The sequence below is a fragment of the Pseudomonas sp. B10 genome, assembly GCF_900156235.1.
GTDB classification, from domain to species: Bacteria; Pseudomonadota; Gammaproteobacteria; order Pseudomonadales; family Pseudomonadaceae; genus Aquipseudomonas; species Aquipseudomonas siliginis.
Map to the genome: position 1 here is coordinate 5076148 of NZ_LT707063.1, position 21718 is coordinate 5097865.

19 protein-coding genes are annotated in these 21718 nt (G+C 59.8%); 13 read left to right on the forward strand and 6 right to left on the reverse strand.

Annotated elements, in window-relative coordinates; translation table 11 throughout:
* The first annotated feature begins 111 nt into the window (after positions 1–111).
* From BXA01_RS23040 to BXA01_RS23055, 4 genes are all read left to right on the forward strand, one after another.
* Positions 112–1398 (forward strand): MFS transporter, encoded by a 1287-nt coding sequence (locus BXA01_RS23040; protein ID WP_076566446.1) that lies wholly within the window; start codon positions 112–114, stop codon positions 1396–1398.
* A gap of 62 nt (positions 1399–1460) precedes the next feature.
* Positions 1461–2213, forward strand: a complete 753-nt coding sequence (locus tag BXA01_RS23045) for a 5-oxoprolinase subunit PxpA (protein WP_076566448.1) — start codon at positions 1461–1463, stop codon at positions 2211–2213.
* Entirely contained in the window at positions 2210–2914 is a 705-nt protein-coding gene (locus BXA01_RS23050) for a 5-oxoprolinase subunit B family protein (protein WP_076566450.1), read from the forward strand. The genes BXA01_RS23045 and BXA01_RS23050 overlap by 4 nt, the downstream gene beginning before the upstream one ends.
* On the forward strand, positions 2911–3834 hold the full coding sequence (locus tag BXA01_RS23055) for a biotin-dependent carboxyltransferase family protein (RefSeq protein WP_076566452.1): 924 nt from the start codon (positions 2911–2913) through the stop codon (positions 3832–3834). The genes BXA01_RS23050 and BXA01_RS23055 overlap by 4 nt, the downstream gene beginning before the upstream one ends.
* 88 nt (positions 3835–3922) lie before the next feature.
* Here BXA01_RS23055 and BXA01_RS23060 read toward each other — a convergent pair whose 3' ends face one another.
* Complete coding sequence (locus BXA01_RS23060; protein ID WP_016771218.1) at positions 3923–5101, reverse strand: vWA domain-containing protein; 1179 nt, start codon at positions 5099–5101, stop codon at positions 3923–3925.
* 12 nt (positions 5102–5113) lie between these two features.
* Positions 5114–5959, reverse strand: a complete 846-nt coding sequence (locus tag BXA01_RS23065) for an AAA family ATPase (RefSeq protein ID WP_076566454.1) — start codon at positions 5957–5959, stop codon at positions 5114–5116.
* Positions 5960–6184: 225 nt separating this feature from the next.
* Here BXA01_RS23065 and BXA01_RS23070 point away from each other — a divergent pair, with 225 nt between their 5' ends.
* The gene (locus BXA01_RS23070; RefSeq protein ID WP_076566456.1) at positions 6185–6682 is read left to right on the forward strand and encodes a helix-turn-helix domain-containing protein; all 498 of its coding nucleotides are present in this window, start codon (positions 6185–6187) and stop codon (positions 6680–6682) included.
* On the opposite strand, the gene BXA01_RS23075 is transcribed toward BXA01_RS23070, so the two are convergent.
* Positions 6679–7755 carry a DUF748 domain-containing protein gene (locus BXA01_RS23075; protein ID WP_076566458.1) on the reverse strand — a complete coding sequence of 359 codons (1077 nt, stop codon included), beginning with the start codon at positions 7753–7755 and terminating at the stop codon, positions 6679–6681. The genes BXA01_RS23070 and BXA01_RS23075 overlap by 4 nt on opposite strands.
* Positions 7756–7896: 141 nt before the next feature.
* Here BXA01_RS23075 and cysK point away from each other — a divergent pair, with 141 nt between their 5' ends.
* Together cysK and BXA01_RS23085 are read left to right on the forward strand one after the other, a co-directional pair.
* Positions 7897–8871, forward strand: a complete 975-nt coding sequence (gene cysK, locus BXA01_RS23080) for a cysteine synthase A (protein WP_076566460.1) — start codon at positions 7897–7899, stop codon at positions 8869–8871.
* A gap of 184 nt (positions 8872–9055) precedes the next feature.
* Positions 9056–9994, forward strand: coding sequence for an aspartyl/asparaginyl beta-hydroxylase domain-containing protein (locus BXA01_RS23085; protein ID WP_039760974.1), 939 nt, complete (start codon positions 9056–9058; stop codon positions 9992–9994).
* A 43-nt stretch (positions 9995–10037) separates the two neighbouring features.
* Here BXA01_RS23085 and BXA01_RS23090 read toward each other — a convergent pair whose 3' ends face one another.
* Both BXA01_RS23090 and BXA01_RS23095 read right to left on the reverse strand, forming a co-directional pair.
* Positions 10038–10238, reverse strand: coding sequence for a hypothetical protein (locus BXA01_RS23090; RefSeq protein WP_076566462.1), 201 nt, complete (start codon positions 10236–10238; stop codon positions 10038–10040).
* Complete coding sequence (locus tag BXA01_RS23095) at positions 10235–10828, reverse strand: hypothetical protein (RefSeq protein ID WP_231990996.1); 594 nt, start codon at positions 10826–10828, stop codon at positions 10235–10237. Before BXA01_RS23095 ends, BXA01_RS23090 begins: the two co-directional genes overlap by 4 nt.
* A gap of 399 nt (positions 10829–11227) precedes the next feature.
* On the opposite strand from BXA01_RS23095, the gene BXA01_RS23100 reads away from it, so the two are divergent.
* Positions 11228–12091 carry a DMT family transporter gene (locus tag BXA01_RS23100; protein ID WP_076566466.1) on the forward strand — a complete coding sequence of 288 codons (864 nt, stop codon included), beginning with the start codon at positions 11228–11230 and terminating at the stop codon, positions 12089–12091.
* Positions 12092–12204: 113 nt separating this feature from the next.
* Here BXA01_RS23100 and BXA01_RS23105 read toward each other — a convergent pair whose 3' ends face one another.
* Positions 12205–13113, reverse strand: a complete 909-nt coding sequence (locus BXA01_RS23105) for a DMT family transporter (protein WP_076566468.1) — start codon at positions 13111–13113, stop codon at positions 12205–12207.
* A gap of 214 nt (positions 13114–13327) precedes the next feature.
* On the opposite strand from BXA01_RS23105, the gene aceK reads away from it, so the two are divergent.
* The 5 genes from aceK (at position 13328) to BXA01_RS23130 (ending at position 21600) form a co-directional block, all read left to right on the forward strand.
* Positions 13328–15049, forward strand: a complete 1722-nt coding sequence (gene aceK / locus BXA01_RS23110; RefSeq protein WP_076566470.1) for a bifunctional isocitrate dehydrogenase kinase/phosphatase — start codon at positions 13328–13330, stop codon at positions 15047–15049.
* Between the two features lie 139 nt (positions 15050–15188).
* On the forward strand, positions 15189–19100 hold the full coding sequence (hrpA, locus tag BXA01_RS23115; RefSeq protein ID WP_076566472.1) for an ATP-dependent RNA helicase HrpA: 3912 nt from the start codon (positions 15189–15191) through the stop codon (positions 19098–19100).
* A 401-nt stretch (positions 19101–19501) separates the two neighbouring features.
* A complete protein-coding gene (locus BXA01_RS23120) occupies positions 19502–20623 on the forward strand; it encodes a beta-ketoacyl-ACP synthase III (protein ID WP_076566474.1) in 1122 nt (373 codons plus the stop codon).
* A 135-nt stretch (positions 20624–20758) separates the two neighbouring features.
* Complete coding sequence (locus BXA01_RS23125; RefSeq protein ID WP_041478829.1) at positions 20759–21370, forward strand: RNA polymerase sigma factor; 612 nt, start codon at positions 20759–20761, stop codon at positions 21368–21370.
* The gene (locus tag BXA01_RS23130; RefSeq protein ID WP_076566476.1) at positions 21364–21600 is read left to right on the forward strand and encodes an anti-sigma factor family protein; all 237 of its coding nucleotides are present in this window, start codon (positions 21364–21366) and stop codon (positions 21598–21600) included. Before BXA01_RS23125 ends, BXA01_RS23130 begins: the two co-directional genes overlap by 7 nt.
* The last annotated feature ends 118 nt before the right edge of the window (positions 21601–21718 follow it).

Sequence of the window (21718 nt, forward strand, 5' to 3'; positions counted from 1 at the left end):
ATTCGTTGGACGGCGCAGGGCAGGGCGACGAAAAATCGGCGCATCCGGTTCCCACGATAGGCGTCGTCGGAGCTTCGAACAAGACCAATAAAAGCCCTGCGGAGATTTGCCATGAGTGCTCCCGACACCCTCCCTTTATCCAAGCCTGCGGCGCGCCCCGGGCCTTTCGACTGGTACCGCAACATCAACCAGCAGGAGCGCCGCACATTCTGGAGCTGCAAGATCGGCTACGGTCTGGACGGCATGGACACGCAGATGCTCAGCTTCGTCGTGCCGACGCTGATCGCGATGTGGGGCATCACCACGGGCGAAGCGGGGCTGATTCACACCAGCACCCTGATCGCCTCGGCCATCGGCGGTTGGGTCGCCGGGATTCTCTCCGACCGCATCGGCCGCGTGCGCACCCTGCAACTGACGGTGCTGTGGTTCGCCTTCTTCACCTTACTCTGCGGTTTCGCGCAAAACTACGAACAATTGCTGATCGCTCGCACCCTGATGGGCTTCGGTTTCGGCGGTGAATGGACCGCCGGCGCGGTGCTGATCGGTGAAGTGATCCGCGCCAAGGATCGCGGCAAAGCGGTGGGCATGGTGCAATCCGGCTGGGCACTGGGCTGGGGCCTGACGGCGATTCTGTACGCGTTGCTGTTCTCGGTATTGCCAGCGGAAGATGCCTGGCGGGCGCTGTTCATCCTTGGCATCGTGCCGGCGATATTCGTGATTTTTGTCCGTCGCCTGGTAAAAGATCCGGAGATCTATCGCGAAGCCAAAGCCGCACAAACACCAGAGAACCCGGCGAAGTTCTACGAGATCTTTGCCCCCGGCATGCTCTTCAACACGTTTCGCGCTTCCTTGCTGACCACCGGTGCGCTGGGCGGTTACTACGCGATCACCTCCTGGCTGCCGACCTTCCTCAAGAACGAGCGCGGTTTGAGCGTGCTCGGCACCGGTGGTTATCTGGCGATGGTGATCGTCGGTTCCTATGTCGGTTATGTGATCAGCGCCTATCTGACCGACCTGCTGGGGCGGAAAAAGAACTTCATTTTGTTTGCCGTCGGCTCGTTCACTATCGTTCTGCTCTACACACAGATGCCGGTCAGCAATGGCGTGATGCTCTGGCTGGGCTTTCCGCTGGGCTTCTTCGCCTCGGGGATTTTCAGCGGCATGGGCGCGTTTCTGACTGAATTGTTTCCTACGCGGATTCGCGGCTCGGGTCAGGGTTTCTGCTACAACATCGGCCGCGCACTGGCGGCGTTGTTCCCGCTGTTGATCGGCCTGCTCAGCCAGAAAGTGCCATTGAGCATGGGCATCGGCGCCTTTGCGGCGGTGTCTTACGGCGTGGTGATTCTGGCGGCGCTGAGCCTGCCGGAAACCCGTGGCAAGCAACTCGACGCGCAGTAACTGATACCCTGCGCAGAAGTCTCCTACAGATAAAAAGACCAGCAGCTACAGGAGTGTTCACCGTGAGCCGCCTGCTATTGAATTGCGACATTGGCGAGAGCTTCGGCAGCTGGACCATGGGTCTGGACGCCGAGGTCATGCCCTACATCGATTGCGCCAATGTTGCCTGTGGTTTCCATGCCGGCGACCCGAGCATCATGCGCAAAACCGTGGCGCTGGCCCTCGAACACGGCGTGCAGATTGGCGCGCACCCGGCCTATCAGGATCTGGTCGGATTCGGCCGGCGCTCCATGGCGTATTCCGCGCAAGAGCTGCAAGACATCCTGCATTACCAGATCGGCGCCCTCGACGGCATCTGCAAGGCGCAGGGCGGGCGCGTGAGTTACGTCAAACCCCACGGCGCGATGTACAACGACATGATGGCCAACCCGGCGCAGTTGCGCGCGGTGGTGCAGGCCGTGGCCGCGTATGACCGCAGCCTGCCGCTGATGTTGATGGCGACCCGAGACAACGCTGCCGCGCAGCAGATCGGCGATGAATACGGCGTAACCCTGTGGTTCGAAGCTTTTGCCGACCGTGCCTACGACAGCGCCGGCCGGCTGGTCTCCCGGCAATTGCCCGGTGCCGTGCATCACGATCCCGAAAAAATCATCGAGCAAGCGCTGACCATCGCCAATGGCGGCGCGCTCACCGCCAGCGATGGCAGCGCTTTGAACCTGCGCGCCAACACCTTGTGCGTCCACGGCGACAACGCCAGTTCCGTGGCCGCCGTGCGGCGTATTCGTCAGGCCTTGCAGCAGTCGAGTGCGTCATGAATCCACGGGTTGAAGTGGTGGCGCTGGATTGCCTGATGCTGCGTCTGTTCGATGACATCGCCGAAGCCAACATGCCGTGGCTGCTCGCCGCCAGCGAGCGCTTGCGCACGGCGTTTGGTGCACAACTGATCGATCTGGTGCCGTCCTATACGACGTTGATGGTGCATTACGATCTGACGCTGTTGAGTCCGGCGCAGGCGCGCGAATTGATCACCGCAGCGCTGGTCGATCTGACGCCGAATGCGCGAAGCGGTGGGCAGTGTCACGTCTTGCCGGTCTGGTACGACTTGAGTGTCGGCCCGGAACTGAGACTGCTGGCTGAACGCAGCGGTCTCGCGGTGGAGGAGGTGATTCGTCGCCACAGCGCACGGGAATATCAGGTGTTCGCGTTGGGCTTTGCGCCGGGTTTTGCCTTCATGGGCCTGGTCGAAGAAATGCTCGCCGCGCCGCGCTTGAACACACCGCGCAAGAAAGTCGCCGCCGGCAGCGTCGGTATCGCCGAGCGGCAGACCGCTGCCTATCCGGTGGTCTCGCCCGGTGGCTGGAACCTGATCGGGCGCACCCCGGCGCAACTGTTTGATCGCCATCGCGACGGCTACAGCCTGATGCAGCCCGGTGACACGGTGCGCTTCGAAGCGGTCGACCACGCCGAATTCATACGCTTGGGCGGCGATGACACCCCACTGGAGGCGCTGGCATGAGTCGATTGATGATCGAGGCCAGCACGCCGCTGTGCCTGTTGCAGGACGCCGGGCGGTTTGGCGTGCGGCATCTGGGCGTGACCCAGGGCGGCGCGGCGGATTGGTGTTCGATGAGCTGGGCCAATTGGCTGCTCGGCAATGAGCTGGATGCAGCAGTGGTTGAAATCACCCTCGGCGGCTTTGCCGTGGTGGCTGAAGAGGATTGCCTGCTGGCGCTGGCAGGAGCGGATCTTGGCACGCAGGTTGACGGCCAGCCGCTGGCGCCGTGGCGCAGTTTCCGATTGGCGAAAGGGCAGACATTGCGATTTACCCAGCCGTTGCTTGGCGCTAGAGCTTATCTGGCGGCCCCCGGTGGGTTTACTGCGCCTAAGGTGCTGGGCAGCAGTGCCACGGTGCTGCGCGAAGAATTGGGCGGACTTGATGGCATGGGCCTTCCGCTCGCCAAAGGGGCGGCGCTCGGTTACAGCGGCGAAGCGTTGGCAGTACGGGAAATGCCTTCGGCGCTGCGGCCGGATTTCAAAACGCATGCGCCTTTGGACTTGGTGCTCGGCGCACAGATCGGCCAGTTCAGCGGGCAGAGCCTGTTCGATGTCTTCAACAGCGCCTGGACCATCGACAGTCGCGCCGACCGCATGGGCATCCGCCTGCTCGGCGCGGCGCTGCAATATCAGGGTGCGCCGATGATCTCCGAGGGGATTCCGTTGGGCGCGGTGCAGGTGCCGCCCGATGGCCAACCGATCGTGTTGCTCAACGATCGCCAGACCATTGGCGGATACCCGCGCTTGGGCGCGTTGACGCCGCTGGCACTGGCACAATTGGCGCAATGCCTGCCGGGAGCGAAGGTGAGATTGAGGCCGGTAGTGCAGGACGTCGCGCACCGCGAGCATGTCGAGTATTTGCAGCGCTTTAAAGATCGCTAAAAGCTTCGCGAGCAGGCTCGCTCCCACAGGTAAAAGCATTCCAATGTGGGAGCGAGCCTGCTCGCGAAGGCGTTCGTCGTGTTAACGATTACTTTGAAAGAAACCGCATCCCTTCTTCAAGCCCGCGCAACGTCAGCGGATACATCTGATCCTCGATCAGATCGCGGACGATGTTGGTCGACGAGGTATAGCCCCAGGTATCTTTCGGATACGGATTGATCCAGATGAGCTTCTTGTATTTCTCCATGAAGCGCTGCATCCACACGTAACCCGGCTCTTCGTTCCAGTGCTCGACGCTGCCGCCAGCCTGGGTGATTTCGTACGGCGCCATGGCCGCGTCACCGATAAAGATAACTTTGTAGTCGGCGCCGTATTTGTGCAGCAGATCCTGAGTCGAAGTGCGCTCGGAAGTGCGGCGCATGTTGTTTTTCCACACCGATTCATAGATGAAGTTGTGGAAGTAGAAGTACTCCAGGTGCTTGAACTCGGTCTTGCAGGCCGAGAACAATTCCTCACAGATCTTCACGTGCGCGTCCATCGAGCCGCCGATGTCGAACAATAGCAACAGCTTCACCGTGTTGCGCCGTTCCGGGCGCATCTGGATATTCAGCAGGCCGGCGTCCTTGGCGGTGTGGTCGATGGTGCCGTCGATGTCGAGTTCTTCTGCGGCACCTTGGCGGGCGAACTTGCGCAAACGACGCAGAGCGACCTTGATATTGCGCGTGCCCAATTCCACCGAATCGTCGAGGTTCTTGTACTCGCGCTGATCCCAGACCTTGACCGCTTTGCCCTGACGCTTGCCGGCGTCGCCAACCCGGATGCCTTCAGGGTTGAAACCGCCGGAGCCGAACGGGCTGGTGCCGCCGGTGCCAATCCACTTGTTGCCGCCGGCGTGGCGTTCCTTCTGTTCTTCCAGACGCTTCTTGAACTCTTCGATGAGCTTGTCCAGCCCACCGAGGGACTGGATCTGCGCGCGTTCTTCGTCGCTCAGCGAGCGCTCGAATTCCTTACGCAGCCAGTCTTCGGGAATCAGCGCCTGCAAGTGATCGTCGAGTTTCTCCAGGCCATTGAAATAGGCGCCGAACGCGCGGTCGAACTTGTCGAAATGCCGCTCGTCCTTCACCAGAATCGCCCGCGACAAGTAATAGAACTCGTCCATGTCGGCGAAGGTCACGCGCTGTTTCAGCGCGTTGATCAGGTCGAGCAACTCGCGCACCGACACCGGTACCTTGGCTGCACGCATTTCGTTGAACAGGTTGAGCAACATGGCAGCAGCCTCTTAGCGGGTGCCGCGCCGGCTCATGAACGCCAGGCGCTCAAGCAGTTGCACGTCCTGTTCGTTCTTCACCAGTGCGCCTGCCAGCGGCGGAATGGCTTTGGTCGGATCGCGCTCGCGCAGCACCGCTTCGCCGATATTGTCGGCCATCAGCAGTTTCAGCCAGTCGACCAGCTCGGACGTGGATGGTTTTTTCTTCAGGCCCGGTACCTTGCGCACGTCGAAGAATACGTCGAGCGCTTCGCTGACCAAGTCCTTTTTGATGTCCGGGTAGTGCACGTCGACGATTTTCTGCAGGGTGCTGCGGTCCGGGAAGGCGATGTAGTGGAAGAAGCAGCGGCGCAGGAAGGCGTCTGGCAGCTCTTTCTCGTTGTTGGAGGTGATGATGATGATCGGGCGTTTCTTGGCCTTGATGGTCTCGTCGATCTCGTAAACGTAGAACTCCATCTTGTCGAGTTCTTGCAACAGGTCGTTGGGGAACTCGATGTCGGCCTTGTCGATTTCGTCGATCAGCAGAATCACCCGCTCCTCGGACTCGAAGGCTTCCCAGAGCTTGCCTTTCTTCAAGTAGTTGCGCACGTCGTGGACTTTTTCATTGCCCAGCTGCGAATCGCGCAAACGGCTGACCGCGTCGTACTCGTACAGACCCTGATGGGCCTTGGTGGTGGACTTGATGTGCCAGGTGATCAGCTTGGCACCGAACGATTCGGCCAGTTGCTCGGCGAGCATGGTCTTGCCGGTGCCCGGCTCACCCTTGACCAGCAGCGGCCGCTCCAGGGTGATGGCGGCGTTGACCGCCAGCTTCAGGTCATCGGTGGCGACGTAGGCCTGGGTGCCTTCGAACTTCATCTGCAAATCCTCGAACGGTAACGCTGACCTTGCGGGCAGGGCGGGGCGAAATAATCGGATGCTCGACTATAACGCGCACGCCGGTCGACTGTGAACGCAGACGGCTTATTCAGTCTCTGAATGGAGCGTCACATGTTGACTCAGTCTCGGCGGATGGCCAGTATTTTGGTATCGCCGATTTGGCGATAGCCTTTCTTACTCGGTTAGTAAAAAGGCAGAAAATCGATGTTACCCATGAAACGGCCGCGTCTGCGATCTGCGCACGTCCTTTCGGATTTCAGGTTGGCGCTGACATTTATCAATGGTCAGGAACTGACAGTTGATTTGGGGATGGATATTCATACTTATCCAGGTCTGCGGCCACTGCTTGATCGCGAAGTCTTTGCGACTGCCGCAGTGGGGGACGAGGGTTGGATCGTTGAATGGATTGAACCCGACGTACAGATCGGTGCAGACACCTTGTATATGGATGCGCTAGCGCAGAATGCCCAGGATGAGAACACGCGCATTTTTATCGATTGGCGCGCCCGTACCGGACTTTCTCTCAATGATGCGGCCGAAGCGCTCGGTGTGAGCGCTCGCAGCATCAGCCGTTACAGCAATGGGCGTGAAGCAGTGCCACGTTCTTTGGCCTTGGCCTGTCTGGGCTGGGATTCGCTGCAACAGCGTTCATCGATAGCGGCCGAAGACACAGGTCGATATGTCGTCAACCGCAAAAATTAAGCGTCATCCGGCTTCGGCCGCTCATATCGCGCATTGAATGCCTGGATGAAGCCATTGCGCAAAATCTGCAAAAACGCTTCGAAGGTGTTGACGTTCTGCTGGTGAACATTGCCGCTGAGTTCGACGCGAGTGGCGAACTGGTTTTTGTTCTGGTTTTTCAGCACGGTCTCGGTGCCGCCGACCAGCGCTTCCCAGATTGAGCGGAACAGGCCTTTGTTCTTGTTCTCGACGTCCTGCTGCCAGTTGAATACGTCGACGTCGCGCAGCAGAGGTTTGATGTAGCCGGTGAGCCGGGCTTTCTCTGCCTTCGCTTCGATAACCACGTCGCCGTGACCGGCGTTGAAGTCGAACTTGCCGTAGGCGGCGGCGAAGTCGTTCATGCGTTTGAGCTCGATGTCACGGGCGCGCAGACGGAATTCAAAGTCTTCGAAGTTGCTCAGCGGATCGAAGGTGGCGGTGGTTTCCAATGGCGCGTGGCCCAGCAGCAAAGCCTTGCCTTCAAAGCGGGCGTCGCGTTTGCCTTCCTTGTCGACCACATTGGTCAGGTTGTAGATGCTGGCGTTGACGTTGCTGGCGTTCATGTTCACCGGCGGCTTGGAATTGAAGTTGCGGAAGGTGATACGGCCGTCGTTGATCTGCACCTCATCGAGGGTGATCGGCAGCAGCTTGCCCAACTGCTCACGCCAGTCGGTGCCCTGACCGGTCTGCGAGTTCTGCTTGTTGGGGCCACCGTCGACGAAGTTGATTTCGGGATTGAGGAATTGCACCTGCGCGACCACGGCATGGTCGTACCACAGTGAATGCCAGCTCACCGACAGATCGATCAACGGCGCATCGACGAACGGCACCGGTACCTTGCCATCGACCTTGACGATCTTCAGACCGTTGATTTTGTATGCGCCGCGCCACAACGCGAGGTCGACATCGGTGATCTGGCCGCGGTAATCGCCCATGTCCGCGAGCTTGTCATTGAGGTAGTCGCGTACCAGATAGGGCAGGGCGAAATGCAGGGCGACCAGCAGCACCACGACACCCGCCAGGGTCCAGAGCGGCCAGCTGTAACGACGTTTCATGCCATTGTTCCTTCAAGAGTGTGGCTTGACGATTCAAAGCGATTGACTCCGCGCGTTTGCAGACGTTCGACCCGACTGGACTGTGATCGGCAACGGGCTTACCTTGGAAGGCTGAATTCAACGCTGCATAAGGACCCAGCCATGAGCCGTATTTACGCTGACAACGCCCACTCCATCGGTAATACGCCGCTGGTCCAGATCAACCGCATCGCGCCGCGCGGGGTCACGATCCTGGCCAAGATCGAGGGGCGCAACCCCGGTTACTCGGTCAAATGCCGAATCGGCGCCAACATGATCTGGGACGCCGAAAGCAACGGCAAACTCAAGCCGGGCATGACCATTGTCGAGCCGACTTCCGGTAACACCGGTATCGGTCTGGCCTTCGTTGCCGCTGCGCGTGGCTACAAGTTGATGCTGACCATGCCGGCATCGATGAGCATCGAGCGCCGCAAGGTTCTTAAAGCCTTGGGCGCGGAACTGGTATTGACCGAGCCGGCCAAGGGCATGAAGGGCGCCATCGAGAAAGCTGCGGAAATCGTCGCCAGCGATGCCGACAAATACTTCATGCCGGCGCAGTTCGATAACCCGGCCAACCCGGCGATTCACGAAAAGACCACCGGCCCGGAAATCTGGAACGACACCGACGGCGCCGTGGATGTGCTGGTGGCTGGCGTAGGTACCGGCGGAACCATTACTGGTGTCTCGCGGTATATCAAGAACACCGCCGGTAAACCGATTCTGTCGGTGGCTGTCGAGCCGGCGTCTTCGCCCGTCATCACCCAGGCTCTGGCCGGTGCCGAAATCAAGCCGAGCCCACACAAGATTCAGGGCATTGGCGCCGGTTTTGTACCGAAGAATCTTGATCTGTCGATGGTCGATCGCGTCGAGCAGGTGACCGATGAAGAATCCAAGGCCATGGCTCTGCGCCTGATGCAGGAAGAGGGGATTTTGTGCGGCATTTCCTGCGGTGCCGCCATGGCGGTGGCGGTGCGTCTGGCGGAGAAACCAGAGATGCAGGGTAAAACCATCGTCGTGGTGCTGCCGGATTCGGGCGAGCGTTATCTGTCGAGCATGCTGTTCAGTGACCTGTTTACCGAGCAGGAGAACCAGCAGTAAGCCTGTTGATTCAAGTCAGCCAGGGTTCAGGCGCTGCATGTTAATAAAGGCTTTGTTGCGTAATGCTTAACACTGAATCTTGTGTCAGGCGGGTTTTTCCCGGAGCCGGTAGTGTTTATCATGGCCGGCTGCCATGCCGGGTAAAGGGCATTGCGCAGCGTTGTCTTTATTCAAGGAGTCGTTGATGACCGTTTCGTTTGCCGCCAAGGCGTTTGTGCTGTTGCTGTTTCTGGGCAGCACGCTCTATGTGCATTTGCGCGGCAAGGCGCGTTTGCCGGTATTGCGCCAGTTCGTCAACCACTCCGCACTGTTCGCTCCGTACAACGCGTTGATGTACCTGTTTTCCGCAGTGCCATCCAGACCGTATCTGGATCGCAGCAAGTTTCCGGAGCTGGATGTACTGCGCGACAACTGGGAAACCATCCGCGACGAAGCCATGCACCTGTTTGACGAGGGCTACATTCGCGCCGCCGAGAAGAACAACGATGCCGGTTTCGGTTCGTTCTTCAAGAAGGGCTGGAAGCGGTTCTATCTGAAGTGGTACGACAAACCGCTGCCATCGGCCGAAGCCCTTTGCCCGAAAACCGTGGCGCTGGTCAGCGCCATACCCAACGTCAAGGGCGCGATGTTTGCGCTGCTGCCGGGCGGCAGTCACCTCAACCCGCACCGCGATCCGTTCGCCGGCTCGCTGCGCTATCACCTCGGTTTGTCGACGCCCAACTCCGATGATTGCCGGATCTTCGTCGACGGTCAGGTTTACGCCTGGCGCGACGGCGATGACGTGATGTTCGACGAGACCTACGTGCACTGGGTCAAGAATGAAACCGATCAGACTCGAGTGATTCTGTTCTGTGACATCGAACGTCCGCTGAGCAACCGCTTGATGACCCGGATCAATCGCTTCATCAGCGGCTGGCTCGGCCGCGCCACCGCGCCGCAGAATCTTGATGACGAACGCGTTGGCGGCATCAACCAGGCTTATGCCTGGAGCAAGAACTTCAGCGACCGTTTTAGCGGCGTGGTCAAGCAGTGGAAGCGCCGCCATCCCAAGGCCTACCGCGTAATGCGCCCGGTGCTGGCGGTGCTGGTGCTGACGTTGCTGGGGTATTGGTTGTTTGGTTGAGGCTGGCTCAGAAATAAAAAACCGCTCCTGAGGAGCGGTTTTTTCACAATCGGCCAGCGGCCAGCACCGAGGGCTCATCTTCGATACCGGTGATCAGCAGTTGCAACAGACGCCGTTGATTAGCGGTCAATTCATGATCAGCCAGTCTTTTGGTTTTCAGCGATCTGACCAGTGCTTCGGGAGGTCTATGTTTCGCTTTTTTCATGTTGCCTCCCGGTTTGATCAGTAATTGATTGGCTTTCACAGTACTGGATTCTCCAAGGTTTTGACAAGGCGGCCTTCGATGTCGTAGCTGAAACCCAGCTTCTGATAAACGGGTATCGCACCGTCCAGCGGCTCTTGTATTTCGATAACATCGCAGCCAACGAAATGCGCGTATTGTTCAATAATTATCATCGCTAGCAGTCCTATCCTGTTTTTCAAAGGATGGGTTCCGCCAGGGCGCCCTTCCAATCTCACAACTCGTAATCTTCGTCGACTATTGTTCGGGTTCGCAAAACACAGGCCGCAGAGCTGCCCGTCGAACCAGATAGAGATGTCCAGTGCGCGTGGTTCACGTGATTTCCACGCGATGACTTCATGCCAGAAAAAGCAGGGTTCTTCCCATAGCTCAAAAGCATGAAGCGCATGATTGTTTATCGGTTCGAATCGAATCAGGGATACATCCATAATCGAAGCGTCGGCCGCCTTGAGTTGGCCTTGTAAGCCGGCAATGTGCGAAGCGGCCCGCTTCCTCGCCTCCGACCGATAAACCTGATACCGCAAATACGTCCGTTCCCTTGGCATGTGATCTCTTGCATTCCATGTCTCCTGACAACCCGTTGCCACCGCCATTTACCCTAATCACCCGACGCCGCACTGTCGCTACCGGCCCATTGCCCAAGTCATTGCAATCTGTGTCCTGGGCTGGTTATAGTCAGCCCCCGCGAGCCGCCTGGCTCGCGAGTTCATTTCCTCAATAAAGATCAGCATTCATGCCTGCATCCCTCATCAACGCGGTAGTCGATTCAGCGGTCAACGCTGGCGTCGTGCCGTGCGGGAATCGGCAGCCTGTGCAGATCAGTCATTACCCTCCACCTGTCAGTAGCACGCCGGTGTGCGCAGTCGTTTCGCCGCCGGGCGTTGGTGTTCGGGGCTGATCGGCAGTTTCTGCTGCCCCCGCGCCCGCCAGAAAAACCTACTGAATTTCAGCTTCGGCTGAGTTGGCTTCTTGCCTGACTACAGGTGGTATTCATGTTTGTCCTTTCGAAACAATCCGCGCTCGCGGCGGCGTCCACGAGCCTGTTCGTTCTGCTGTGGAGCAGCGGGGCAATTTTCTCCAAATGGGGCCTCGCCCATGCTTCGCCCTTTGCCTTTCTGCTGATTCGCTTCGCCATCGCCCTGTGCGGGCTGGTCTTGCTGGCGCCGCTGCTGAGATTGAAGTTGCCCAAGGGTGGCAAGCCGATGCTGTTCGCGATCGCCACCGGTGTGGTGCTGTTGGGCGCCTATCAGATTTTTTATCTGCTGGCGTTGAACAGCAAAGTCACACCGGGGGTGATGGCGACGATTATGGGCGTTCAGCCGATCCTTACCGTGGTCTTGATGGAACGGCAGCGTTCGGCGAGCCGCCTGTTCGGCCTGGCGCTGGGCCTGGCCGGGCTGATCATGGTGGTTTATCAAGGGATCGGTCTGGCTGGAATGTCCTGGGGGGGCATGCTGTTTGGTTTGCTGGCGCTGGCGAGCATGACGCTCGGCTCGATCATGCAAAAACGCATCACCGACAATCCGCTCGGTACGCTGCCAGTGCAGTACCTGGCCGGCCTGTTGCTGTGCGCGGTGTTCGTACCGTTCCAGCCGTTTCACTTCGAGCACAGCGCAGGCTTTATTGTCCCGGTGTTATGGATGGGCCTGGTGGTTTCAGTGCTGGCGACGCTGTTGCTGTATCGACTGATCGCGCGGGGCAATCTGGTGAATGTCACCAGCCTGTTCTATCTCGTGCCGGCGGTGACGGCGGTGATGGATTACCTTATTTTCGGTAATCGCTTGGCGGCGTTGAGTGTGCTGGGGATGCTGCTGATTATTGTTGGATTGGTATTTGTGTTCCGTAAAACCGGATAGCCGATAGGCAGGTGGCGCTTGTTGCGCCGCCTTTCGCGAGCAGGCTCGCTCCCACATTGGAATGTATTTTTCTGTGGGAGCGAGCCTGCTCGCGAATATCTGCGGCAGAAAATTTAACGGACTGACGAGTTTGCAGGCTTCACCACCGCCGGCTTCAACACCAGCCACAACGCCGCCGCAATCAGCACCCCGCCATAAATGTGCGCCATCGACAATGGCTCATCCAGCAGCAACGCCCCCCACAACACGCCGAACGGCGGGATCATGAAGGTCACGGTCATCGATTTCACCGGGCCGATCGAGCTGAGCAGGCGGAAATAGATGATGTAGGCAAACGCCGTGCAACCCAGGCCCAGGCCGAGCAGCGACAGCCAGACCTGCCAGCCGCCCCAGCTGACCGGCGGCGCGGTGATGGTGCTGTAGGCGAACAGCGGCAGCAAAAACAACGTCGCCCCGAGCATGCTGCCCAGTGCCGACAAACGGCTGTCCAGCCCACCGGCCTGATCCAGCCAGCGCCGCGCGAGGAAACCGGCAAAGCCATAACAAGTGGTCGCCAGCAGGCACGCGACCGCGCCCATCAGCAGTTGCAGATCGAAGGCCACGGGACCGGCGCGTGTCAGCACGCCGACGCCGAACAGGCCGAGGAACACACCGCTGAGCTTGGCCGCTGTGAGTTTTTCGCTGAAAAACAGGCCGCCAATCAGCACGCCCATCAGCGGCGTGGTGGCATTGAAGATTGCCGAGTAGCCGGCCGGCAATACTTGCGCCGCCACCGAATACAGCGTCGCCGGAATCCCCGAGTTGATCACGCCCAGCAGCATCACGGTCTTCAGCTTGCCCTTGAAGTCCCAGCTGATGCGCATCAGCCCAAGGATCACCAGCAGCCCGGCAGCGGCAATCGACACGCGGAAGAACCCGGTCGGGATCGTGCCGATCACCGGGGCAATGATGCGCATGAACAGAAAACTCGCGCCCCAGATAGCGGCCAGCGACAACATACGGAAAATATCGACAGGGCTCACGGCGGGCTCCTTCCTTGATCGGGACGAGAGTGTTGCCGAGCGTCCGGATCATGGCAACCGCTATTCGGGCTTTTAATTCTGCCTCGGGATTTACCTGCGCGAGAAATCCCGTCAACGGTCAGCGCTGTATCGGTTTTGGCAGAAATTGCGCTTTTCCTGCGAGCGTTTCCGTGACTAAGCTCAGACCAACCGAATTTCCGCCGAGGTTTCATTTATGTCGCAGCAATGGCCAGCCACCGAGATCGCGCGGATGATCCTCGCCGGCTTCGACGATTACCGCGAACATTTTCGCCGCATCACCGATGGTGCGCGGGAGCGCTTCGAACAGGCGCGCTGGCAGGAGGCGCAGGTCGCCTCGGCGGCGCGGATCAGTCTGTACGAAGAAAAGGTTGGCGAAACCGTCGCTCGCCTGCGCGAGTATTTCGATGACGAAACCCTGATGAACGTCAGCTGCTGGCCGCTGGTGAAAAGCGCCTACATCAGTGTGATTGACCTGCGCTTCGACGATGAGCTGTCCGAAACCTGGTACAACTCGATTTTTTGCGGGCTGTTCAGCCACGACCTGATCAGCGACGGCTGCATGTTCATCCACACCACGCGCCCGAGCCTGCGCCGTGCCCGCGCCGCGCAAACCCGTACGTACAAGCCGCAGGGCCAGTTGTCCGGGATGCTCGCCAGCATCTTCGCCGATTACCGCTTCAGCGAGGATTACGCTGATTTGCCCGGCGACTTGCTGCGGCTCGAAGCGCAATTGCGCGAGAACCTGCCGGACTGGGTGTGCAAGGACCCGGAGCTGAGTGTCGAGCTATTTTCCTCGGTGCTCTACCGCAACAAGGGCGCGTATCTGGTCGGACGCATCTACACCCGCGACGAGCAATGGCCGCTGGTGATTCCGCTGTTGCACCGCGAAGGTCGGGGTATTCAGATCGATGCATTGATCACCGACGAAGCCGATGTGTCGATCATCTTCTCTTTCACCCGTTCGTATTTCATGGTCGATGTCCCGGTGCCGGCAGAGTTCATCGGTTTTCTGCGGCGCATCCTGCCGGGCAAGCACATCGCCGAGCTGTACACCTCGATCGGCTTCTACAAGCACGGCAAGTCGGAGTTCTACCGCGCGCTGATCAATCACCTGGCCAATACCGACGACCAGTTCATCATGGCCCCGGGCGTGCGCGGCATGGTCATGAGCGTGTTTACCCTGCCGGGTTTCAATACTGTGTTCAAAATCATCAAGGACCGCTTTTCGCCGTCGAAAAACGTCGACCGGGCCACGGTGATCGAAAAGTATCGTCTGGTGAAAAGCGTCGATCGGGTCGGGCGTATGGCCGATACCCAGGAGTTTGCTGATTTTCGCTTTCCGCTGAGCAAGTTCGATCCGGCGTGCCTCGAAGAACTGCTTGAGGTGGCGCCGTCGACGGTTTCGGTCGAAGGCGAAACCGTGCTGATCCGCCACTGCTGGACCGAACGCCGGATGACCCCGCTCAATCTGTATCTGGAAAATGCCAACGACGCCCAGGTACGTGAAGCGCTTGAGGATTACGGCCTGGCGATCAAGCAGCTGGCGGCGGCGAATATTTTTCCCGGGGATATGCTGCTGAAAAACTTCGGCGTCACCCGTCACGGGCGCGTGGTGTTTTACGATTACGACGAAATCTGTTTCCTGACCGAAGCCAACTTCCGCCACATCCCGCAACCGCGCACGCCGGAGGACGAAATGGCCTCCGAGCCGTGGTACTCGATCGGACCGCTGGACGTGTTTCCCGAAGAGTTTCCGCCGTTCCTGTTTGCCGATTCGGGCCAGCGGAAATTGTTCGATCAATTGCATGGCGAGTTGTACAACGCCGATTACTGGAAGGGCTTGCAGGAGGCGATTCGGGCGGGGAAGGTTATCGACGTCTTCCCATACCGGCGCAAGGGCCTTGATAACGAATAACAAGACGCAGCTGCAAGCGGCAAGCTTCAAGCTGCAAGTTGAAAGCCGCAGTGACTTGCGGCTGGTAGCTTGGCGCTTGCAGCTGCTTTTCTGCCACAATCCGCCCCCTGCATAAATAGACGACCGAATTGCCTACCCGATGACCGACGAATCGCCCTCCATCGACAAACTGCTGAAAAACCTCGATCACGCCATGCTCGCCGACCGTCACCGGCTGCGGCGGCAGTTGCTTGAGCTGCGCAAGAAACCCGACGAGGCCAAACTGGCCCAGTGGGTGGCGCGGATGCAGGCATCCTGTGATCAGGTGCTGGCGCGCCGCGCGAGCCTGCCGGTGATTCGTTACGACGACAGTTTGCCGATCGCGGCCAAGCGCGACGAGATCAAAAAGGCCCTCGAACAACATCAGGTGCTGATCATCGCTGGCGAAACCGGCTCGGGTAAAACCACCCAGTTGCCGAAGATCTGTCTGGAAATCGGGCGCGGCCAGCACGGTCTGATCGGCCATACCCAGCCGCGTCGGATCGCCGCGCGCAGTGTCGCCAGCCGTGTCGCCGAAGAGCTCGGCACGCCGCTCGGTGCGCTGGTCGGCTATCAGGTGCGCTTCGAGGATCAGAGCGATGCCAACACCCTGATCAAGCTGATGACCGACGGCATTCTGCTGGCGGAAACCCAGAACGATCGTTATCTGGAACGCTACGACACGATCATCGTCGACGAAGCCCATGAACGCAGCCTCAACATCGATTTCCTCCTCGGTTACCTGAAAACCCTGCTGCCACGCCGTCCCGACCTGAAGGTCATCATCACGTCGGCGACCATCGATCTGGAGCGCTTCTCCAAGCACTTCGATGACGCGCCGATCGTCGAAGTATCGGGCCGTACCTTCCCGGTGGAAACCTGGTACCGGCCGCTGACCCTGGAGCAGGACGAAGAGGGCAACCGGGTCGAGGATGACCTGACCGTCGATCAGGCGATTCTCGCCACCCTCGACGAAATCGCCGCCTACGAGCGCAGCGAACGACGCAGCCCCGGCGATGTGCTGGTGTTCCTGCCCGGCGAGCGGGAGATTCGCGATGCTGCCGACATGCTGCGCAAGGCCCAGCTCAAGCACACCGAAATCCTGCCGCTGTACGCGCGCCTGTCGCCGGCGGAACAGCAGCGCATTTTCCAGTCGCACCCGGGCCGCCGCGTGGTGCTGGCGACCAACGTCGCTGAGACTTCGCTGACCGTCCCGGGCATTCGCTATGTGATCGACAGCGGCACCGCGCGAATCAGTCGTTACAGCTATCGGGCCAAGGTTCAGCGCTTGCCGATCGAAGCGATTTCCCAGGCCAGCGCCAATCAGCGTAAAGGTCGTTGCGGGCGGGTCGAGCCGGGCATCTGCGTGCGTTTGTACAGCGAAGAGGATTTCCTCGGCCGCCCGGAATTTACCGATCCGGAAATTCTGCGCACCAACCTCGCCGCCGTTATTTTGCAGATGCTCCATCTGCGCCTCGGTGAAATCACCGCTTTCCCGTTTATCGAACCGCCGGACGGCAAGGCAATCAGCGACGGTTTCAACCTGCTGCAAGAGCTGTCGGCGGTGGATCGCAACAGTCAGCTGACACCACTCGGTCGCCAGTTGGCGCGCTTGCCGGTCGACCCGCGCATGGGCCGCATGCTGCTGGAAGCGGCCAAGCTCGGCAGTCTGCAGGAAGTGCTGATCGTCGCCAGTGCGATGTCGATTCAGGACCCGCGCGAACGTCCACCGGAGCGTCAGCAAGCGGCGGATCAGGCCCATGCGCAATGGAAGGATCCGGATTCCGACTTCGCCGGGCAGGTCAATCTGTGGCGTGGTTTTGAAGAACAGCGTCAGGCGCTGACCGCCAATCCGCTGCGCAATTGGTGCCGGAAGAATTTCCTCAATTACCTGCGTTTGCGCGAGTGGCGTGATTCTCATCGTCAGTTGAGCCTGATCTGCCGCGACATGCAGTTGAGCCTGAACAAGGAGCCGGCGGATTATCCGAAGCTGCACAAAGCGGTGCTGGTCGGATTGCTCAGCCAGATCGGCCAGAAAACCGAAGACGGCGATTACCTCGGCGCGCGGCAACGGCGCTTCTGGATTCATCCGTCGTCGGGCATCGGCAAGAAGCGTCCGCAGTGGCTGATGACTGCTGAGCTGGTCGAAACCACCAAACTCTACGCGCGCATGGTCGCCAAGATCGACGCCGACTGGATCGAACCGCTGGCCGGGCACCTGATCAAGAAGAACCACTTCGAGCCGCATTGGGAAAAGAAGCGCGGCCAGGTCGTCGCCTACGAGCAGATCACCCTGTTCGGCCTGATCGTCGTCGGTCGTCGCCCGGTGCATTACGGCCCGGTCGATCCGGTGGTATCCCGTGAGCTGTTTATCCGCGAAGGCCTGGTGCGCGGCGAGATTCAGTCGCGGGCCAAATGCCTGAGCGCCAATCAGAAACTGCTCGAACAGCTCGACGAACTGGAAGCCAAGGCTCGCCGTCGCGACATTCTCGCCGACGAAGAAACCTTGTACGCCTTCTACGATGCGCGTCTGCCGGCGGAGATCCACCAGACCGCGACCTTCGACAGTTGGTACAAGGTCAACAGCCAGAAAGATCCGCAGCTGTTGATCATGCGCGAAGAAGACGTGCTGGCTCGCGAGGCCAGTGAAGTCACCGCCCGTGAATACCCGGATACGTTGCACATCGGCGATCTGGAACTGGCGCTGACCTACCATTTCGAACCCAATCACCCGCGCGACGGCGTGACCTTGCGCGTGCCGGCGCCGCTGCTGCCGATGCTGCCGCCGGAGCGTCTGGAATGGTTGGTACCGGGCCTGATCGAGGCCAAGTGCATTGCTCTGGTGCGCAACCTGCCGAAAGCCCTGCGCAAGAACTTCGTGCCGGTGCCGGACTTCATCAAGGCCGCGTTGCAGCGCATGACTTTCGCCGAAGGTTCGCTGCCGCAAGCGCTCGGTCGCGAGCTGCTGCGCATGACCGGCGCGCGAGTCAGCGATGAGGCGTGGGCGGAAGCGGCGCAGCAGGTTGAAAGCCATCTGCGCATGAACCTGGAAATCGTCGACGGCGAGGGCAAGTTCCTTGGCGAAGGCCGCGACCTGGCTGAGCTGACCGCACGCTTCGCCGAAGCCAGCCAGGCCGCGCTGGCGGTGCCGCAGAGTGCGAAAAGTCAGCAACCGGTGGAGGCGAAAGTCTTCGCGCCAGTGGCGGAAAAGACCCAGCAGAAGATCGCCGGGCTGTCGATGACGGTGTACCCGGCGCTGGTGGAAGAGGGCGGCGCGGTCAAGGAAGGGCGCTTCTCGACCCCGGCCGAAGCCGAGTTCCAGCATCGTCGGGCCTTGCAGCGTTTGTTGATGCAGCAACTGGCCGAGCCGGCCAAGTTCCTGCGCGGCAAGTTGCCCGGGCAGACTGAACTGGGCTTGCTTTATCGTGAGCTGGGCCGGGTCGATGCGCTGGTCGAAGACATTCTGCTGGCCAGCCTCGACAGCTGCATTCTCGAAGGGGAGGACCCGTTGCCCCGTGATGGCGCCGGGTTGGCGGCATTGGCCGAGCGCAAGCGTGGCAGCTGGACTGAGCACGCCGAGCGGGTCGCGCGGCTGACGCTGGAAATCCTCAAGATCTGGCACGGTCTGCAAAAACGCTTCAAGGGCAAGATCGATCTTGCCCAGGCAGTGGCGTTGAACGACATCAAGCAGCAGATCGGCAATCTGGTCTATCCGGGTTTCGTCCGCGAAACGCCGATGCAGTGGCTCAAGGAGTTGCCGCGTTATCTGAAAGCGGTCGAGCAACGTTTCGAGAAACTCGGCGCACAGGTGCAGAAGGATCGCGTCTGGAGTGGCGAACTCGCTGGCCTGTGGGCGCAATACCAGACCCGCGCGGCCAAGCATGCGCAGGAAGGCAAGCGCGATCCGCAGCTGGAGTTGTACCGCTGGTGGCTGGAGGAATACCGCGTGTCGTTGTTCGCGCAACAGTTGGGCACCAAAGTGCCGATCTCCGACAAGCGCCTGAACAAACAGTGGAGCCAGGTCGAGCCCTGACCTGCAGCCATACACAGTCCCCCTTTGGACGCGGGCTTTGTGGCGAGGGGATTTATCCCCGTTGGGTGGCGAAGCCGCCCCAAAACCTGCGACCTCGGTTCATCAGATACCGAGCGTGGTGGGTTGGCGACTGCTTCGCAGTCGAACGGGGATAAATCCCCTCGCCACAGAGTTGAGTTCATGGAGTGAATGGCAGTTGTGCTTGAGAACGGCGCCAAAACCTCGGGTTTATGGCAAACTTCGCCACCATAACCCGCCGTTTCGCGACCCAGAGCCTTCGGCCGTGTCGCGCTGCGGAATAAAACGATGCCAGGTTTGCGTCCCCCGGATGGGAATAGACCCTTTGCGTGTTGGTACGACGGTTCCAGCACTTTCTGCCTGAACAGATTAGAGAAACGACCATGCATAACGTCGTCATCAGCGGCACCGGCCTGTACACACCGGCCAACAGCATCTCCAACGAAGAGCTGGTGCAGTCTTTCAATACCTACGTCGCCCAGTTCAACGCCGATAACGCCGAGGCCATTGCGAGCGGTGAAGTCCAGGCCCTGACCGAATCCAGCGCCGCGTTCATCGAAAAGGCCTCGGGCATCAAGAGCCGCTTTGTCATGGACAAGGACGGCATCCTCGATCCACAACGCATGGCCCCGCGCCTGCCCGAGCGTTCCAACGACGAATGGTCGGTGCTCTGCCAGATGGCCGTCGGCGCGGCTGAACAAGCCCTGCAACGAGCCGGCAAAACCGCCGCCGACATCGACGGCGTGATCGTCGCCTGTTCGAACCTGCAACGCGCGTACCCGGCCATCGCCATCGAAGTCCAGGAAGCGCTGGGCATTGAAGGTTTCGGTTTCGACATGAACGTGGCGTGTTCTTCCGCCACCTTCGGCATCCAGGCCGCCGCCAACAGCGTGCAACTGGGCCAGGCGCGGGCGATCCTGATGGTCAACCCGGAGGTCTGCACCGGGCACCTGAACTTCCGTGATCGCGACAGCCACTTCATCTTCGGTGATGCCGCGACTGCGGTGATCATCGAACGCGCGGATCTGGCGACCTCCGAGTACCAGTTCGACGTGGTCAGCACCAAATTGCTGACCAAGTTCTCCAACAACATCCGCAACAACTTCGGCTTCCTCAACCGAGCGGCGGAAGAGGGCATCGGTGCCCGCGACAAGCTGTTCGTGCAGGAAGGCCGCAAGGTGTTCAAGGATGTCTGCCCGATGGTCGCCGAGCTGATTGGCGAGCACCTGGAAGAGAACCAGCTCAACGTCGGCGACGTGAAGCGTTTCTGGCTGCACCAGGCCAATCTGAGCATGAACCACCTGATCGTGCGCAAGCTGCTCGGCCGCGAAGCTACCGAAGAAGAAGCCCCGGTGATTCTCGACAGCTACGCCAACACCAGCTCGGCCGGTTCGGTCATTGCCTTCCACAAATACCAGGATGATCTGGCCTCGGGTTCGCTGGCGGTGCTGAGCTCCTTCGGTGCCGGTTATTCGATCGGTAGCGTGTTGCTGCGCAAGCGCTGAAACAGGTTAATTTCCCCTTAATCGCGTCGATCTTTCCTACATCCGAAGCGATTGAAACGCTGTAATTTTTCGGACGTCGCGGCAGGTGAACACCTGCCGCGTTCATTTTCGAAGTCCGGACAAGGGGATTGATGGATGGCGGCTGACGACACCCAACTGCTCACGCGCCTGCTGGCGGGTGAGCAAAAGGCTTTCAAGGAACTGGTCACCACGTATCAGAGCGCTATGCGCGCTGTGGCTTATGCGATTGTCGGCCAGCGTCATGTCGAGGAAGTGGTGCAGGATGCCTGGCTGTCGGTGGTGCGCCATCTAGCCAGTTTCGAAGGCCGGTCCAGCCTCAAGACCTGGTTGCTGACCATCACCGCCAATTCGGCCAAGAGTCGCTACAAGCTCAATCGCCGGGAAGTCCTGCTCGACGACCTGCCATCACCTCACGGCACCATCGGTGACGATCGCTTCTCTTCCAGCGATGGCCACTGGCTGGTCGCGCCATTTGCCTGGCATCAGGACACCCCCGAAGCGCTACTCACCGAAAACGAACTGCGCGAATGCCTCGAACACACCTTGCTGAGTCTGTCCGAGTTGCAGAGCAGTGTCCTGCTGTTGCGCGAACGCCAGGGCCTGGAGCTGGAAGAGATCTGTAATCTTCTGGAGATTTCGCTCTCCAATGTCCGCGTGCTGCTGCACCGGGCACGTTTGAAGGTCTTTGCGACCGTGGAACATTTTGAGGAGACGGGAGAATGTTGACCTGCAAGGAGCAAGTGGCACGATCCAGCGATTATCTTGATGGCCAACTGAGCTTTCGCGAGACGCTGATGGTGCGTCATCACCTGTTGTTCTGCCGCAACTGCCGGCGCTTCATGCGGCAGATGCGCGTGATGCAGGCAACCCTGAAGGCGCTGCCGGAAAAACCGGAAGAGGGAGTGGATGCTTTGGCTGAGCGTCTGGCGACGCAGAGGCGCGACGACAGTCCTTGAAAGAGTCAGCCCGGGGCAGCGTCAGCGAACGGATGATGGGGATCGCTGGCATTGCACCGGGCTGCAGGACATCAGCTTCGAACGACAAGTCGCAAGGGGAGCGGTGACTTGCAGCTTG

Excerpts from the sequence above, each read along its gene's own strand:
- BXA01_RS23095 (WP_231990996.1), bottom strand. The coding sequence starts at position 10,828 with ATGGCGGTGGCAACGGGTTGTCAGGAGACATGGAATGCAAGAGATCAC.
- BXA01_RS23125 (WP_041478829.1), top strand. The coding sequence starts at position 20,759 with ATGGCGGCTGACGACACCCAACTGCTCACGCGCCTGCTGGCGGGTGAG.
- BXA01_RS23130 (WP_076566476.1), top strand. The coding sequence starts at position 21,364 with ATGTTGACCTGCAAGGAGCAAGTGGCACGATCCAGCGATTATCTTGAT.
- BXA01_RS23040 (WP_076566446.1), top strand. The coding sequence starts at position 112 with ATGAGTGCTCCCGACACCCTCCCTTTATCCAAGCCTGCGGCGCGCCCC.
- BXA01_RS23075 (WP_076566458.1), bottom strand. The coding sequence starts at position 7,755 with ATGAAACGTCGTTACAGCTGGCCGCTCTGGACCCTGGCGGGTGTCGTG.
- BXA01_RS23070 (WP_076566456.1), top strand. The coding sequence starts at position 6,185 with ATGTTACCCATGAAACGGCCGCGTCTGCGATCTGCGCACGTCCTTTCG.
- aceK (WP_076566470.1), top strand. The coding sequence starts at position 13,328 with ATGTCGCAGCAATGGCCAGCCACCGAGATCGCGCGGATGATCCTCGCC.
- BXA01_RS23060 (WP_016771218.1), bottom strand. The coding sequence starts at position 5,101 with ATGTTGCTCAACCTGTTCAACGAAATGCGTGCAGCCAAGGTACCGGTG.
- BXA01_RS23055 (WP_076566452.1), top strand. The coding sequence starts at position 2,911 with ATGAGTCGATTGATGATCGAGGCCAGCACGCCGCTGTGCCTGTTGCAG.
- BXA01_RS23120 (WP_076566474.1), top strand. The coding sequence starts at position 19,502 with ATGCATAACGTCGTCATCAGCGGCACCGGCCTGTACACACCGGCCAAC.
- hrpA (WP_076566472.1), top strand. The coding sequence starts at position 15,189 with ATGACCGACGAATCGCCCTCCATCGACAAACTGCTGAAAAACCTCGAT.
- BXA01_RS23050 (WP_076566450.1), top strand. The coding sequence starts at position 2,210 with ATGAATCCACGGGTTGAAGTGGTGGCGCTGGATTGCCTGATGCTGCGT.
- cysK (WP_076566460.1), top strand. The coding sequence starts at position 7,897 with ATGAGCCGTATTTACGCTGACAACGCCCACTCCATCGGTAATACGCCG.
- BXA01_RS23065 (WP_076566454.1), bottom strand. The coding sequence starts at position 5,959 with ATGAAGTTCGAAGGCACCCAGGCCTACGTCGCCACCGATGACCTGAAG.
- BXA01_RS23100 (WP_076566466.1), top strand. The coding sequence starts at position 11,228 with ATGTTTGTCCTTTCGAAACAATCCGCGCTCGCGGCGGCGTCCACGAGC.
- BXA01_RS23085 (WP_039760974.1), top strand. The coding sequence starts at position 9,056 with ATGACCGTTTCGTTTGCCGCCAAGGCGTTTGTGCTGTTGCTGTTTCTG.